The following is a 15,892-nucleotide window of genomic DNA, read 5'->3' as shown; positions in this document are numbered from 1 at the left end:
AAATTGCAGAGGTGCCGTCTATCCCGCGTTGGCCTTCAAGCCGGCGGCCTCGATGCCCGCGATCGCGCAGATCTCGTCATTGTCAGATGTGTCGCCGCTGACGCCGACTGCGCCGAGCAGGGTGCTACCGTCCTGGACCAGAACCCCGCCGGGCACCGGGATCAAGCGGCCCTGCGCCATCGTATTCACCGCGCTGATGAAATAGGCCTGCTCCTGCGCGCGCTGGAACAGCGCCCGTGAACCCATACCCATCGCCAGTGCGCCGTAGGCCTTGCCATGGGCGACCTCGCTGCGCAGCAGGCTGGTGCCGTCCTGCGCCGCTGAGATTTTCACGCATCCGCGCGCATCGAGGACGGTGATGACCAGCGGTTTCAGTTTCTTTTCGATGGCCTTGGCAAGCGCCGCATCGAGAATCTTGCGGGCGACATCGAGGGTCAGTTCAGCCATGGATCGGATCCTTTGTGATCGGCGAGGAATAGGGGGTGGAGCGCGCGTTGTCGAGGCTCATCGCCAGCACGCGCGCGACATGCAGGGCGCCGCGCCCGGCGCCGTCCTTGATCTGGTGCCGGCACGAGGTGCCGTCGGCGACAACAAGCGTTGCGGCGTCGGCGCGCCTGACGGCGGGCAGCAGCGACAGCTCAGCCATCTCCATCGAGGCCTGGTAGGTCTCGGCGCCGTAGCCGAACGCGCCGGCCATGCCGCAGCAACTGGATTCGATGGTCTCGACATTGAGGTCGGGAACCAGCCGAAGCACCTGCTCGACCGGCTTGAACGCGCCGAATGATTTCTGGTGGCAGTGGCCGTGTACGATCGTCTTCGCGGCGACCGGTCCGAGCGGCAGTTGCAGCCGGCCGGCCTCGGCCTCGCGCACCAAGAATTCCTCGAATAGCAGCGCATGTGCGCTGATGCCCCTGGCGGTGTCGTCGGATCGCAGCGACAGCAGTTCGTCGCGCAGGGTCAGGAGGCAACTCGGCTCAAGGCCAATGATCGGCATGCCGCGCGTGGTGAACGGCGCATAGGTCGCAACAAGCCGGTCCAGCTCAGTGCGGGCCTGATCGACCAGCCCGGCCGAGAGGAACGTCCGCCCGCAGCACAGCGGCCGGCCGTTATCAACGGGTTTCGGAATGTGGACGCGGTATCCGCCCGCGACCAGCACCCGCAGCGCGGCGTCGAGGTTTTCGCGCTCATAGGCGCGGTTGAAGGTATCGGCGAACAATACGACTTCGCGGCCATCGGCCGGGCCGACCGTCTCGGCATCGGACCGGAACATGTCGCGCCGCCATTCGGGCAGGGCGCGCCGCGCGCTGATGCCGGCGAATTTCTCGAACAGCTTTCGCAACAGGGGACTGTTGTTGCGAAGATTGGCGAGCGGGGCGAAGCGCGAGGCCAGCGCGGCGTAGCGGGGGAGATAGCCCACCAGCCGGTCGCGCAACGAAAGCCCTTGCCGGGCTGCGCGCGCCGCCAGCACCTCGATCTTCATCTTGGCCATGTCCACGCCGGTGGGGCATTCGTGGCGGCAGGCCTTGCAGGACACGCAGAGCTTCATCGTGTCCATCATCTCGTCGGAGGCGAGCGCATCCGGACCCAACTGGCCGGAGATCGCCAGCCGCAGCGTGTTGGCGCGCCCGCGCGTGACGTCCTTCTCGTTGCGGGTGGCGCGATAGGACGGGCACATCACGCCGCCCTCGAGCTTGCGGCAGGCGCCGTTGTTGTTGCACATTTCAACCGCGCCCTGGAAACCGCCGCCGGCGCCGGGATAAGTGGACCAGTCCAGCGCCGTCTTCAGCTCAGGCACGCGGTAGTCCGGCGGATAGCGAAACAACGTGCGATCGTCCATCTTGGGCGCATCGACGATCTTGCCGGGATTGAGCACATTGTCCGGATCGAAGCGGTGCTTGACCTCGCGGAAGTCGGCGATGATGCGCGGGCCGAACATCGCCTCGTGGAATTCCGAGCGCACCATGCCGTCGCCGTGCTCGCCGGAATGCGAGCCCTTGTACTCGCGCACCATCGCAAAAGTGTCTTCGGCGATGGCGCGCATCGCCGCGACGTCTTTCTCCAGCTTCAAATTGAGTACCGGGCGCACATGCAGGCAGCCTTCGGAGGCGTGCGCATACATGGTGCCGCGGGTGCCGTGCCTGGCGAAGATCTCGTTGAGCCGGGCGGTATAGTCGGCGAGGTGCGGCAGCGGCACCGCGCAGTCCTCGACAAAGGAGACGGGCTTGCCCTCCTGCTTCATCGACATCATGACGTTGAGGCCGGCGGCGCGGAATTCGGCGATCCCTGTTTGCAGTGCGGGCTCTGTGATCTCGACCACGCCGCCCCATTTGCGCTGCGGGTTGTTCCAGCCGAAGCCGAGGTCGCCCATCAGCCCGCCGAGTTGTTTCAGGCGCCTGATATTCTCGGCCTGGTCCTCCTCGGCAAACTCGACGATCAGCACCGCATCGGGATCGCCGCGCACCGCGGTGCCGATGATCGGCTGGAACATCGCGATCTCGCGGCCCAACGCCAGCATAGTGCGGTCGACCAGTTCGACCGCGATCGGGCGCAGTTTCACCAGATGCTGAGCGGCGTTCATCGCCTCGTAGAAACTGCCGAAGTGGCAGACGCCGAGCACCTTGTTGCGGATCACCGGCCACAGTTTGAGCTCGATCTGGGTGGTGAAGGCCAGCGTGCCTTCCGAGCCGACCAGCAGATGCGCCAAGTTGTTGGGTGCATTGCGCGGCACCAGCGCATCGAGATTATAGCCGCCGACGCGGCGCTGCACTTTCGGAAATTTCTCGGCGATCTCGGCGGCCTCGCGCGCGCCGAGATCGAGCATGTCGCGAAACAGATCGGGGCCGTTGTCGCCGGGACTGACCTCGCCGAAATGCAGCTGCTTGCCGTCGGCCAGGGCCGCGTCCATCGCCAGCGTGTTGTCGCGCATGGTGCCGTAGCGCAGCGAACGGCCGCCGCAGGAATTGTTACCGGCCATGCCGCCGATGGTGGCGCGTGAGGCGGTGGAGACATCGACCGGGAACCACAGCCCATGCTTTCGGAGCTGCCGGTTGAGGTCGTCGAGCACGATGCCCGGCTCGACCACGCAAGAGCGGCTCTCGACGTCGAGCGAGACGATGCGGTTCAGGTGTTTGGAGAAATCGATGACGATGCCGTGATTGACGGTCTGGCCGCATTGCGAGGTCCCGCCGCCGCGCGGCGTCACGACCCGCCCGTCGTCGCGGACAATCGCGAGCGCCCGCAGCGCCTCGTCCATGGTCCGGGGGATCACGACCCCTGCCGGCATGAGTTGATAAAATGAGGCGTCGGTGGCGTAGCGGCCGCGGTTGAACGGGTCGAAAAATACGTCCCCGGTAATCTCGCGGGTCAGGCGCGCTGCAAGGGCGCTGTTTTCAGCCGAATTTCCAGACTTATCGGTCTGCGTTGCCGCCATCGGTCCAATCTCGTGATGTTTCCATGTCTTGCATTCGGGTCCTGCCTTTGCAAGGAATACCTCTGTGTCCGGCGTCCTCGACGGCCGATGAAGACCTGTCCATCAATCGGCCGGATCGCCATGGGCCCTCTCGAGCAGATCCACGTTGGAGACTCCGGCCACGAACCCGGGCCCGTGCCGGATCGCGTCGTCCGCAGCTTCTGGCACGGCCCGTTCTCACCCTATGAAGCGCTGTGCCTGTCGAGCTTCGTGGCCGCCGGAGTGGAGGTCGAGCTGTTCTCGGAAGCGCCGGTGCCGGGTCTGCCTGACGGCGTGAGGCGTCGCAATGCGCGGGAAATTCTCGACCAAGAGGTTGCTTTCTATCGGCACGAGTTCGACGGACCGAGTCCCTCTCTCCACTCCAATCATTTCCGTTACACACTTCTCGAGAAACTGGGCGGTTGGTGGATCGATACCGACGCGATGCTGATCGCCTCGTCGCTGCCCGCCGCCAACATCTTTATCGCGCGACAGTCGGATCGCGAATTGAACAGTTCGGTGTTGCGTTTTCCGCCCGGTCCTCCAATGATGAAGGCGGCGCGTCAGCGAACGGCGGCGCAGCTGGAGAACGCACGCTGGGGCGAGACCGGACCCAAATTGCTGACCGAACTGCAGCCGGCCTATGCGCCGGATATGCCGATCGCGCCACGCCAGAGTTGCTACGCAATCGGAGCGGAAGAATTCGAGAAGTTCCTGCTTCCGGAAGCGCGGGATGAGGTCGATGAGCGGACGTCGGATTCCACGTTTGTCCATCTGTGGAATGAGATGTGGCGAAAGGCCGGGGTACCCAAGAATATCGCGCCGCCAAAGGGATGCTGGCTCGATCGCATGTTCGAGCGTCTTCAGGTTCCCGTGGTTTGGTCCGATCGGCTGGACGCGACTTACATCAAGCGATGGGCGGCCTTGCGCCGCGACCGCGATCACGCCGGTCACCACAATCTCGTTTTCGACCGGGAATTGAGCCGTCTGCGCGCCGAAAGGGATGCACTGGAAAATGTGCGCAATTTCGGATTCAGCCGAATTGTCGGGGATTTGCGTACTCGCGTGAAGGCGCGCTTCAAGAGGGATCGCGACAATCCGAAATGAAAGGCCTGGCCGTCGCGGAATCGCGTCGTCGGTCGGGCAGGCCGCCGCGTCTGGGCTTCGCCAGCCAGGCTCGACGATATTGCAGTGCAATCATGCACGATTCCAAGGAGATAAAACGTTGATCTCTGTTGGGGACAAGCCTGCCGAATAGTGATATTCGAGCGGCTCGCGAAGCCAGAATACCCCCGGGAAGGACGCCATATGACCCTGCACACTGGTAGGCATTTTCTCCAGATTCCAGGACCGACCAACGTGCCCGATCGGGTGTTGCGGGCCATGGACATGCCCACCCTGGATCATCGCGGTCCCGAATTCGCCGAATTGGGTCATGCCGTGCTGGCGGGTTGCCAGCGGGTTTTCCGGACCAAGCAGCCGGTCATCATCTACCCGTCGTCGGGAACCGGGGCCTGGGAAGCGGCGATCGTCAATACGCTGTCGCCCGGCGACAAGGTGCTGATGGCCGAGACCGGCCAGTTCGCCGTGCTGTGGCGCGGCATTGCCGAGAAATTCAAACTCGACGTCGAATTTCTGCCGACCGACTGGCGGCACGGCGCCGACGTCGAGCAGATCGAGGCCAAACTTGCCGCTGACCGCGAGCACAAGATCAAGGCGGTGTGCGTGGTACACAACGAGACCTCGACCAGCTGCGTCACGCACCCGTTCGAGGTTCGCAAGGCCCTCAACCGCATCAACCACCCGGCGCTGCTGATGGTGGATACCATCTCTGGCCTCGCCTCGCTGGAGTACGAGCACGACGCCTGGGGCATCGATGTCTCCATCGCGGGATCGCAGAAGGGCATGATGCTGCCGCCGGGGCTCGGCTTCAACGCGCTCTCGGAAAAGGCGCTGGCGGCCTCCAAGGCCAACACATCGATGCGGTCCTACTGGGACTGGCACGACATGATCGCGATCAACAAGCAGGGCACATTCCCCTACACGCCGGCAACCAACCTTCTGTTCGCGCTGAAGGCGGCGATTGCGATGCTGGAGGAGGAGGGGCTCGACAACGTGTTCGCCCGCCACATGCGCCATGGCGCGGCCACCCGCGCGGCGGTCAAGGCATGGGGCCTGGATACGGTCTGCCTCGACCCGCATGCTTATTCGCCCGCACTGACCGCGGTCATGGTTCCGGATGGACACGACGCCGACGCCTTCCGCAAGGCGGTGCTGGAAAACTTCGACATGTCGCTGGGCACCGGTCTCGGAAAGCTCAAGGGCAAGGCGTTCCGGATCGGTCATATGGGGCACTTCAACGATCTGATGCTGATGGGCACATTGTCGGGTGTCGAGATGGGTCTCGACCTCGCCAAGATTCCGCACCGCAGCGGCGGCGTGCTGGCCGCCATGGAAGTCCTGAAGGGACGTGACGTGGTGGCGATGCCGAAATCCAAGGCGGCGGTCGCCTGAACGCGCCGAGCTTTCTGCCGTCGTTGCCAACGGGTCGCGCGAATGCGCGCCCGATGATGAATTCCACTGAGCAATTCCGACTTCCGCGCAAAGAGAGATGGATTGCTTCGTCGCTTGCGCTCCTCGCAATGACGCAAGAACAATAGAAAGATCATCCAGCCATGAACGCCCCGGTACCCGCCGCCGAAGACCTGATCTACACGGTCGAGAACGGCATCGCCCACCTGACCTTCAACCGCCCGCAGGCGCGCAACGCGCTGACCTTTGCGATGTACGAGCGCATGGCCTCGATTTGCGAGACCGTGAACGCCGACCGCTCGATCAAGGCGATGATCCTGACCGGTTCCGGCGACAAGGCGTTCGCGTCCGGCACCGACATTTCGCAATTCCGCGCCTTCAAGACCGCAGAGGATGCGCTCGAATATGAGGAGCGGATCGATCGCGTGCTGGGCGCGCTGGAGAAGGTCCGGGTGCCGACCATTGCCGCCATTGCCGGCGCCTGCACCGGCGGCGGGGCGGGCATCGCCGCTTGCTGCGATATCCGGATCGGCACTGCAGCGACGCGGATCGGCTTTCCGATCGCGCGCACGCTCGGCAATTGCCTGTCGATGTCCAATATCAGCCGGGTCGTCGCGCTGGTCGGGCCGGCGCGGACCAAGGACCTGATTTTTACGGCGCGGCTGATCGAGGCGCCCGAGGCGCTGGCGCTCGGTCTGCTCAACGAGGTGGTGCCCGACGTTCCGACGCTGCAGCGCCGCGCCGCCGAAACCGCAAAGCTGATTGCCGGCCATGCGCCGATCACGATGGAAACCGCCAAGGAAGCGGTGCTCCGCATCCGCCGCACGTTGACGCGCGAGGAGGGGCGGGACCTGATCCTGCGCGCCTATATGAGCGAGGATTTCCGCGAGGGCATGGACGCGTTCCTCAACAAGCGCACGCCGAACTGGAAGGGCAAATAGGTCCGCCAGCTCTTTCGCATGGTGCCAAAGTCATGAGCAGGGCCGCAGGGACCTGCTTGAACTCGCAGGCGTAACCCCGCACAATAGCGCCCAACAAGCCATGCCCGGAGTAACCGGGCCGAACGAGAACATAGGGGGATGGAACGTGCGAAACATCATCAGAGCCGCCGCCGCCGTGGCGACCGTGCTGGCGAGCGCGCCGGCGACCGCCGCCTGGGAACCGACCAAGCCGGTTGAAATCGTGGTCGCTGCCGGCGCCGGCGGCGCCTCCGATCAGATGGCGCGGATGATACAGGCCGCGATCCAGAAGAATAACCTGATGAAACAGCCGATGGTGGTGTCGCTCAAGGGCGGGGCCTCCGGCGCCGAAGCGCTGATGTACATGAAATCCGGCGAGGGCGACGCCAACAAGGTGCTGATCGCCTATTCGCTGATCTACATGCTGCCGCTGTCGGCGAAGATTCCGTTCAACTGGCGCGATCTGTCACCGGTGGCGGTGGTGGCGATGGACCAGTTCGTATTGTGGGACAATGCCGCCGGGCCGAAAACCGTGAAGGAATTCGTTGCTGCCGCCAAGGCCGCCCCTTCGCCGTTCAAGATGGGCGGCACAGGCTCCAAGCGCGAGGACCACGTCCTCACCGTGTTCATGGAACAGCGCACCGGCGCGAAATTCTCCTATCTGCCCTACAAATCCGGTGGCGAGGCGGCGACGCAGCTGGTCGGCAAACATACCGAAGCCAACGTCAACAACCCCAGCGAAAATCTCGAGGTCTGGCGCGCCGGCCAGGTCCGCGCGCTCTGCGTGTTCGACAAGGAGCGGATTTCCTACAAGACCAAGGTGACCGACACGCAGTCGTGGAACGATATTCCGACCTGCAAGGAAGAAGGTCTCGACGTCCAGTACCTGATGCTGCGCGCGATGTTCCTGCCGGGCAAGGTGACTGCGGAACAGACGGCCTTCTATGTCGATCTGTTCCAGAAGGTGACGCAAACCACCGAGTACAAGGAATACATGGAAAAGCAGGCGCTGAAGCCGATCTTCCTCACCGGCAAGGACATGCTGAAATTCCTCGAGGAGGACGACAAGCTCAACGCGTCGCTGATGAACGAGGCGGGATTCGTGGCGAAGTAGGTGATGCCGGGATGCCTTGCGACGGCGGGGCATCCGGTATTCCAGGGCGGTACGGACCAACATCGGTCACGCGGCTGGATCCCCGCGCTTTCGCCGATACCCGCCTTCTTCAATGCTTCATCGAGCCTGCAAACGCCTTTTTCTCCTTCCGGCAAACTCATGTCCAATACCGAAATTGAAATTGTCGTCGAGGATCCGACCGCGCCGGAGGCCGATTCGCCCGATGTGGCCAGTATCCGCGTCGTCGATGTTGCGGTGTCGCTGCTGCTGCTGGCGCTGGCCGCGACGCTCGGTTTCGACAACTGGCGCACCGGCATCGCCTGGGATTCCACCGGACCGCAGGCCGGCTATTTCCCGTTCTATCTGTCGGTGATCCTCGCCGGTGCCAGCCTCTATGGCCTCGTCGCCGCTTTCTTGTCGCGCAAGGAGGCTGCGGAAAGCTTCGTGACCCGCGCGCAGCTCCGCCGGGTCCTGCTGGTGTTCGTTCCGACGCTGCTGTTCTGCCTGGCCACGCAGTTCCTCGGACTCTATGTCGCGAGCTTCTGCCTGATCGCCGGCTTCATGCGTCTGGTCGGACGGATCGCGCTGTGGAAGTCGCTGCTGACGGCTTTCGTATTCACCGCCATCATGTTCGTGACCTTCGATATCACCTTTGACGTCATCATGCCGAAGGGACCGCTCGAAGCGGCCCTTGGCCGCTAGCGCCGCGCCAACCGAAACGGATTTTCGATGGAAGCTTTCGGCCTACTCATGCACGGCTTCGCCGTCCTGCTGACGTGGAAGACGCTGGCGCTGATGATGGTCGGGCTCGTGCTCGGCATCTTCGTCGGCGTGCTGCCCGGGCTCGGCGGGCCGAACGGCGTGGCGATCCTGCTGCCTTTGACCTTCACCATGGACCCGACCTCGGCCATCGTGATGCTGTCCTGCATTTACTGGGGCGCGCTGTTCGGCGGCGCCATCACCTCGATCCTGTTCAATATCCCCGGCGAAGCCTGGTCGGTCGCGACCACCTTCGACGGCTATCCGATGGCGCAGCAGGGCAGGGCGGCGGAGGCGCTGACCGCAGCCTTCACCTCGTCCTTCATCGGTTCGCTGGTCGCGGTGCTCCTGATCACGTTCCTGGCGCCGATGATCTCGTCCTTTGCGCTGAAATTCGGGCCGCCGGAATTCTTCTCGGTCTATCTCCTGACCTTCTGCTCGTTCGTCGGACTAGGTCGTGAGGCCAAGCACAAGACCGTCATTTCGATGTCGCTCGGCCTGCTACTCGCCGGCATCGGCATGGATACGGTGTCCGGCCAGCTTCGCATGACGTTCGGCACGAGCGAGCTGCTGCGCGGCGTCAATTTCCTGGTCGCGGTGATCGGCCTGTTCGGCATCAGCGAGATCCTGCTCACCATGGAAGAGCGCCTGGCGCTACGCGGCCACGCCGCCGGCATCAGCCTGCGCGTGGTGCTCAGGGTCTGGATGGACCTGCCGAAGTACTGGGTCACGTTGCTGCGTTCCTCCTTCATCGGCTGCTGGCTCGGCATCACGCCGGGCGGCGCGATCGCGGCCTCGTTCATGGGCTACAACCTGGCCAAGCGATTTTCCAGGGACCCGGAAAGCTTCGGCAAGGGCCGTATCGAGGGGGTGTTCGCGCCGGAAACCGCAGCGCACGCCTCCGGCACCGCGGCGCTGCTGCCGATGCTGGCACTCGGCATTCCCGGCTCCGGCACTGCGGCGATCCTGCTCGGCGGGTTGATGGTGTGGGGCCTCAATCCTGGCCCATTGCTGTTCGTCGAGCACAAGGATTTCGTCTGGGGCCTGATCGCCTCGATGTATCTCGGCAACGTGGTCGGCCTCGTGCTGGTGCTGACGACGGTGCCGGTTTTTGCTTCCATCCTGCGGGTGCCGTTCGCGGCCGTGGCCCCGATGATCGTGGTGTCCTGCGCCATAGGCGCCTATGCGATCCAGAACGCGATGTTCGACATCTGGCTGATGCTCGGCTTCGGCGTCGTCGGCTATGTCTTCAAGAAGATTGGGATTCCGCTGGCGCCGTTTACATTGGCGCTGGTGCTCGGCAACCGCGCTGAAGATGCGTTCCGGCTGTCGATGATCGGCGCCGGTGGCGACCTGAAGGTGTTCTGGTCGAACGGGCTGGTCGGCTCGATCACGACACTGGCGATCGTGCTGTTGTTCTGGCCTGTGATCGACAAGGCGTTCGGCAGTGTCGGGCGGTTGATGCGGCCGGCAAAGGCGCCCGGCTAGAGTGCGGTCGCGTCGGCCGGCGCCAGTTCATCCAACTTCATTGCTAAATCAATAGTTTGGGACGTTGCTCGAATTCTGGCCATGATGCGGCCTGGGTCGAACCCTGCCTTGGCGACCTCGGTCAGGCAGAACGTCGATGGAGGCGTCTCCGGTGGCCAGGTCGGCTACAACTGGCAGGTAAATCCGAAATGGGTGGTTGGCCTCGAATGCTGCTGACGTCCGCTTTTGTGATCATGTGTTGCGGGCGGGCTTCAACTATCAATTTACCTCAAGCCCGGTCGTCGCCAAATACTAGCCGCCGATCGGCGCGAGACGAAAAAGCCCCGGATCTCCGGGGCTTTTTTATTGAATCGCCGCCGCCCTGCGCGGCGTGTCGGACCCTCCCGGCAGCGAAGGCCCACAGATCCGTCTTGTCAAAATTCCTGCAATAAGGCGTAAGGTGCGCCCTCCAAAAGGTGCAGGGACCCTCTCAATGGCTGGACTGATCGGGTTTGCGCCCGTCTATGTTAACGGGGTGCTGGCGCTGCTTTTCGTCACGGTCCTTCCAGGCTTGGTTTTCGTTCGCGCGTTCAGTATCCCGGGTTTCCCGCAGCGATGGTTCGTCATCTTCCTGAGCAGCCTGACGGCCAATCATCTCCTGGTTACGCTGATCGCCGCGCTCCATCTCAACCCGGTCCAGACCTATCGCGCGACCGCGGTCGTCCTGATCGCGGCTCTGATCTTGCTGGCCGCGAGAGACAGAGCCGGATCCGGAACGCCGGGTCACCGAGGCGGATCTACCGTCCTGCTGTCGGACATTCGCTGGCTCGTACTCAGTCTCATCGTGCTCGGATTTGCCTACCTCAATGTCTGGAAGCACGGAGTTCCCAACATATTCGAAGCCGGCGACGTTTCCGTCAGCTGGAACACCTGGACATTGATCTGGTCGCAGGGGAGGTTTCCAACCTTTTCTGTTGGATATGCGCAGTTTATCCCCACGGTTTGGGCCGTCACCTATATCTTCACCGGCTCGCCCGAGCAGTATTTCGCGTTTTACATCTACCTTTTCCTGATCGTCGTTCCGATCGTCCTGCTGATGATGATTTTGGGACGTTCAGGCTGGTGGCAACCGCTGGTTCCCGCCCTCGCTTTGGTCTGGCTGATTGCTGAAATACGTGACCCATGGCTCAAATCCTGCTTGCCGCAGGGCTACCCGGATTGGGTTGCCGCGATTTTTGCCTTCGCCGGCTTCGTACTGTTCGTCTCAAACGTGGGTGAAGGCCGGAACGACAGGAAGGAAACGGCAGTCGATCTGATATCGCTGTGCCTGCTGTCGATCGCCGCAGCCACGAAACCCCATTACGGCCTGTTCCCTGCCGCCGTGCTCGTCAAGATTTGCGTCGATGCCGGGAAGTCTCTGCCGCCGCGTGAACGAACGCGACTTGTCATCGTGGCGATCGGGCTGGTCTCGGCGTTTGCAGCTGCCTACATCGTATATTTTCTGCATCTTGCGATCGTTCGGCTGCCCGAGCAGTCGCTGCCGATGTCGAGACTTGCCCACGCTTCCATGCTTTTCAATTCGAATTTTACGCTGCCGCTTCGAATTGTTGCGCTTGCAGGCCTGGCGATGTGTCCGTTCGTTGTGCGGGTTCGATGGCTGGCGCTGCCGTTGCTTGCAGGCTCCGTGTTCTGGGCAGCCGTGGCGAGCTACGACCTGCGAAACCTTATCGGGTTGTTGCTGATAGCCATTTACATTCCGCTCTTCTTGCTGGCCCGCGCCTATGCGCCGACGATGGTTTTTCACAACGCGCGGCAATGGCGGATTTCAGACGGCGCCGTCGCCGCCGGCCTGGCCGTGCTGTGCGTCGGCCTGACCTCAAGTCTGGCGAAGAGCGACAAGGAACTGGCGCAACGGTTCGCCACCGAGCAACTTACCAAGGGAGCGGGGCTTCAGATCAATCAGAAAATCGAACAGCTTCTTGTTCGCGGTTGCACGATCTTCAACGCCGATGACTATCTTTACACGATTTCCGCTTTCGAGCGGTTTCGAAACCAGATGCCTTCTTTCCATTTCGAAGCCCCGTTGACCGACGGGCTGGTAAATCAGGTCAAGCAAGCCTCCGGCTGCACCGGCTTCTTTTATCCGCCGGAACGCTCCCATGCGTCGATTGTGGGCTTTATTTCCGCGACCGCCACCGCGGGAAATTACACCAGGGTGATCGAGGGCAACGGCATGGAGTTGCTGGTATCGAGCCCAAGCCCGCCCTAGCTAGCGGTCGCGCCGGCGAGGGGGCTGCGTCAGACCACCTTGCCCTGCCGCAACGCGGCGATCTCTCCCGCGCTGAAGCCGAATTCGGCCAGCACCTCGTCGGTCTGCTCGCCGAATTCCGGCGGCCGCGCCGCCATGCTGGTCGGGGTGCGTGACAGAGTGAACGGCTGGCCGACCAGGCGGATGTGGCGGTTCTCCTTATTGGGCACGTCCTGCGCGATGCCGAGATGCTTGACCTGCTCGTCCTCGAACATCTGGTCGATCGAATAGATTGGCCCGCAGGGCACGCCGGCGGCGTTGAGTTCCTTTACCCAGGTGTCGGTGGTCTTCTTCTCGGTCAGCTTGCCGATCGCTGCGTTGAGCACATCGCGGTTCTTCGAGCGCGCCGGCGCGGTGGCATAGTCAGGATTGGTCACGAGTTCGGGCGCGCCGATCGCCTGCGCACAGCGCTCCCAGATCCGCCCGCCCGTGGTAGCGATATTGATGTAGCCGTCGGCGGTCTTGAACACGCCGGTGGGAATGCTGGTCGGATGGTTGTTGCCGGCCTGCTTTGCGACTTCCTTTTCCATCAGCCAGCGTGCGGCCTGGAAATCCAGCATGAAGATCTGCGCCTGCAAGAGCGAGGTCTGCACCCACTGGCCTTCGCCGGACACCTCGCGCTCCAGGAGCGCCGTGAGAATGCCGGTCGCGCACAACAATCCGGCGGAGAGGTCGGCCACGGGAATGCCTACCCGCATCGGCCCCTCGCCGGGGGCGCCGGTGATCGACATCAGCCCGCCCATGCCCTGCGCGATCTGATCGAAGCCCGGACGCTTGTGATAGGGACCATCCTGGCCGAAGCCGGAAATGCTGCCATAGACGATGCGCGGATTGATTTTCCGCACGCTCTCATAGTCGATACCGAGCTTGTTCTTCACGTCGGGGCGGAAATTCTCGACGATGACGTCGGCCTTTTCCGCCAAACGCTTGAATACCGCGAGGCCCTTCGGATCCTTCAGGTTGAGCGTCATCGCGCGCTTGTTGCGGTGCAAATTCTGAAAATCCGAACCCTGCCGCGGGCCGCCCGGCTGTTCGCCGGCGGCGTCCTCCATCAGGGCGTCGATCTTGATGACATTGGCGCCCCAGTCGGCGAACTGGCGCACGCAGGTCGGCCCGGAGCGAACGCGGGTAAGATCGAGTACAGTGAAGCGGGACAGGGCCTGCGAGGCGCGTGGAGAGGGCATTCAGGAGAGCTCCGGTGGCGAGTTTACCTTGATAGCTTCCGCCAGCCGGGTCCGCCAGCCGGTTCTAGATCCGGTCGGGGCGCCGCGAGCCGGGCCCGCAAGGCCCGTTCATAGAACCAGCCCAAATGATGCGGTAGTTCTGCAGGGGATGTGTTGCCATCCTGCCGTTTCGAGCGATGGAACAGCGGCAAGAGCCTTGGCGATGGCGTCCGGCGGTCCAAATGACGGCTTTTTTCAACGATCCACGTTGGGTTGGCGCTTCGACGAGTTGCCCGGGCGCGTTGAACCGGGTATCAGCAAGTATCAGTAGCATCGTCTTGGGCTAAGGTATTGGCAAGACGCGTTTTTGAAGGCTGCAGTCATGCCACTCCTGTCCATCATCATTCCCGCGTACAACGAGGCCGCGACCGTTGCCCAGGTCATTGGCCGAGTCGAGGCTGCCGAATTGCCGGATGGGTTCAGCCGGGAAATCATCGTCATCAATGACGGCTCAACCGATCAAACCGCGGAAGCGCTGAAGCCCTTTGAAGGCCGGCACACCGTTCTACACACCGAAAACTCTGGGAAGGGCGGCGCCTGCCGGCGCGGGCTCGCACTTTGCCATGGAGATTTCATCATCATTCAGGATGCGGACCTGGAGCAAAACCCCAATGATTTTCCGCAACTGCTGAAGCCCATTATGGACGGCGCCGCTGACGTCGTGTTCGGCTCGCGGTTCATGGGAACGTACAAGGCGTCGTCCCCGATCATGGCCATCCACTACTGGATCAACGGGCTGTTCTCGTTCACGACCAACATGATCACCGGCTTTCGCACCACCGACGTCTGGACCGGGTACAAGATGTACTCGCGCAAAGCGCTCAATGTGTTGCTTCCTCATTTGAGGTCGAACGGCATCGAATTCGAACTGGAAGTTGCCGTGCTGCTGGGCAAGTTCAAGATGCGGGTCGTCGATGTGCCGATTTCCTATGTGCCGCGGTGGTACAAGGAAGGCAAGAAAACCGACTGGAAACAGGGGACACGTTCTCTTGGAAAATTGATGGAGTTCAGGCTCCGGAAGATATCCTAGGGAGAATGTGTTGGCACCCGAGGTCGCTTGCTGGAAGATACCCCCAATGGAATTCGGACATGCCCATTCGGCCTCTGTGGCTGAAATCACGCGTTCTGAAACTGATGTTCAGTTGATCACGGGTGGGGGCTGTTATTAAGAGCGTGTTCATTACGGGAGGCAGCGGATTTATCGCGCCTCATCTGCTTCGTGCCCTGGACCCATCGTGCACCGTCACGTTGCACGTCCGGGACGCAGCCAAGTCTGCATCGATGGCGACGTCATTTCCCGGTGTTCATGTCATCTCCGGGCCGCTCACCGAAAGCGGGCTTGCCGCGAAAATTCCCGACGACTGCGAAACCGTGGTTCATCTGGCCGGCGCGGTGCATGGCCCCAGCGTCGAAGCCGTCCTCGACAGCAACGTTACCACCACGAGGAATGTGCTGCGGATCATGGAGCGACGGCATATTCCGCGTCTTATTTTCATGTCGACGGCAGCGGTATGGTCGGACACAGAGGGGGTCAGGTTGTCCGAATCGATGGAGCCCAATCCGCAAACGCTCTATGGATACGCAAAACTGTCCGCCGAACGGCTGATCGCCGATTCCCTTGCGCAAGGCCAAATATCGTCTGCGGTGGTTTTGCGCTGTAACAACACCTACGGTCCCGGCGGCTTTCAGGGCGCGGTGGCCAGCTTCGTGCAGCGCCTTCGTCGCGATTTACCGGTTCAGATCGAGGGCGACGGTTTGCAGATGAGGGAGCCGCTCCACGTCTCCGATACCGTCGATGTGATCAAGAAATCCTTTGCCGGGCGTCCTGGCATGAATGTCTACTCCATCAGCGGACCTGAAGTCGTAACCGTGCTCGCAATGGCTGAAACCATAGCGAAGGTGCTTGGCCGCAAGCTTGAGATTGAGTGGAAACCGCAAAACCCGGACCGTGCCCGGCACATCATCATGAATATTGAAAAAGCCCGTCGCGAGCTTGGCTGGGTCCCTCATACGGGATTTGAGGAAGGCTGCCGCAGGTACGTCGCAGCGTTGTAAGTCGTCCGCTCCGTCGGAGGGGGACAC

The 15,892-nt window shown here is 62.4% G+C and carries 13 protein-coding genes; 10 read left to right on the top strand and 3 right to left on the bottom strand.

Annotated features, from left to right (window positions below):
* Nucleotides 1–18: 18 nt before the first annotated feature.
* Both KMZ68_RS19170 and KMZ68_RS19165 read right to left on the bottom strand, forming a co-directional pair.
* On the bottom strand, nt 19–447 hold the full coding sequence (locus tag KMZ68_RS19170) for a GlcG/HbpS family heme-binding protein (protein ID WP_215605764.1): 429 nt from the start codon (nt 445–447) through the stop codon (nt 19–21).
* Nucleotides 440–3,430, bottom strand: coding sequence for an FAD-binding and (Fe-S)-binding domain-containing protein (locus KMZ68_RS19165; protein ID WP_215612745.1), 2,991 nt, complete (start codon nt 3,428–3,430; stop codon nt 440–442). Before KMZ68_RS19165 ends, KMZ68_RS19170 begins: the two co-directional genes overlap by 8 nt.
* 174 nt (nt 3,431–3,604) lie before the next feature.
* On the opposite strand from KMZ68_RS19165, the gene KMZ68_RS19160 reads away from it, so the two are divergent.
* The 8 genes from KMZ68_RS19160 (at nt 3,605) to KMZ68_RS19130 (ending at nt 12,548) form a co-directional block, all read left to right on the top strand.
* Nucleotides 3,605–4,555, top strand: coding sequence for a hypothetical protein (locus KMZ68_RS19160; RefSeq protein WP_215612744.1), 951 nt, complete (start codon nt 3,605–3,607; stop codon nt 4,553–4,555).
* 201 nt (nt 4,556–4,756) lie between these two features.
* Complete coding sequence (locus KMZ68_RS19155) at nt 4,757–5,962, top strand: pyridoxal-phosphate-dependent aminotransferase family protein (RefSeq protein WP_215612743.1); 1,206 nt, start codon at nt 4,757–4,759, stop codon at nt 5,960–5,962.
* 161 nt (nt 5,963–6,123) lie between these two features.
* Complete coding sequence (locus KMZ68_RS19150; protein WP_215612742.1) at nt 6,124–6,921, top strand: enoyl-CoA hydratase/isomerase family protein; 798 nt, start codon at nt 6,124–6,126, stop codon at nt 6,919–6,921.
* Between the two features lie 145 nt (nt 6,922–7,066).
* Nucleotides 7,067–8,053: a tripartite tricarboxylate transporter substrate binding protein gene (locus KMZ68_RS19145; RefSeq protein ID WP_215612741.1), complete on the top strand. Its 987-nt coding sequence runs from the start codon at nt 7,067–7,069 to the stop codon at nt 8,051–8,053.
* 159 nt (nt 8,054–8,212) lie between these two features.
* Complete coding sequence (locus KMZ68_RS19140; RefSeq protein ID WP_215612740.1) at nt 8,213–8,755, top strand: tripartite tricarboxylate transporter TctB family protein; 543 nt, start codon at nt 8,213–8,215, stop codon at nt 8,753–8,755.
* Between the two features lie 27 nt (nt 8,756–8,782).
* Nucleotides 8,783–10,300 (top strand): tripartite tricarboxylate transporter permease, encoded by a 1,518-nt coding sequence (locus KMZ68_RS19135; RefSeq protein WP_215612739.1) that lies wholly within the window; start codon nt 8,783–8,785, stop codon nt 10,298–10,300.
* An 81-nt stretch (nt 10,301–10,381) separates the two neighbouring features.
* Nucleotides 10,382–10,516: a hypothetical protein gene (locus KMZ68_RS26155; protein WP_256443684.1), complete on the top strand. Its 135-nt coding sequence runs from the start codon at nt 10,382–10,384 to the stop codon at nt 10,514–10,516.
* Nucleotides 10,517–10,772: 256 nt separating this feature from the next.
* Entirely contained in the window at nt 10,773–12,548 is a 1,776-nt protein-coding gene (locus KMZ68_RS19130; RefSeq protein ID WP_215612738.1) for a hypothetical protein, read from the top strand.
* 29 nt (nt 12,549–12,577) lie between these two features.
* On the opposite strand, the gene KMZ68_RS19125 is transcribed toward KMZ68_RS19130, so the two are convergent.
* Nucleotides 12,578–13,771 carry a CaiB/BaiF CoA transferase family protein gene (locus KMZ68_RS19125; RefSeq protein WP_215612737.1) on the bottom strand — a complete coding sequence of 398 codons (1,194 nt, stop codon included), beginning with the start codon at nt 13,769–13,771 and terminating at the stop codon, nt 12,578–12,580.
* Nucleotides 13,772–14,132: 361 nt separating this feature from the next.
* Between KMZ68_RS19125 and KMZ68_RS19120 the strand changes: the two genes are divergently transcribed.
* Together KMZ68_RS19120 and KMZ68_RS19115 are read left to right on the top strand one after the other, a co-directional pair.
* On the top strand, nt 14,133–14,840 hold the full coding sequence (locus tag KMZ68_RS19120) for a glycosyltransferase family 2 protein (protein ID WP_215612736.1): 708 nt from the start codon (nt 14,133–14,135) through the stop codon (nt 14,838–14,840).
* Between the two features lie 122 nt (nt 14,841–14,962).
* The gene (locus KMZ68_RS19115) at nt 14,963–15,865 is read left to right on the top strand and encodes an NAD-dependent epimerase/dehydratase family protein (RefSeq protein WP_215612735.1); all 903 of its coding nucleotides are present in this window, start codon (nt 14,963–14,965) and stop codon (nt 15,863–15,865) included.
* Nucleotides 15,866–15,892: the final 27 nt, after the last annotated feature.

Origin of the sequence: Bradyrhizobium sediminis (assembly GCF_018736105.1) — a bacterium.
In the GTDB taxonomy this organism is placed as follows: domain Bacteria; phylum Pseudomonadota; class Alphaproteobacteria; order Rhizobiales; family Xanthobacteraceae; genus Bradyrhizobium.
This window is presented reverse-complemented; position numbering and strand designations above follow the sequence as displayed.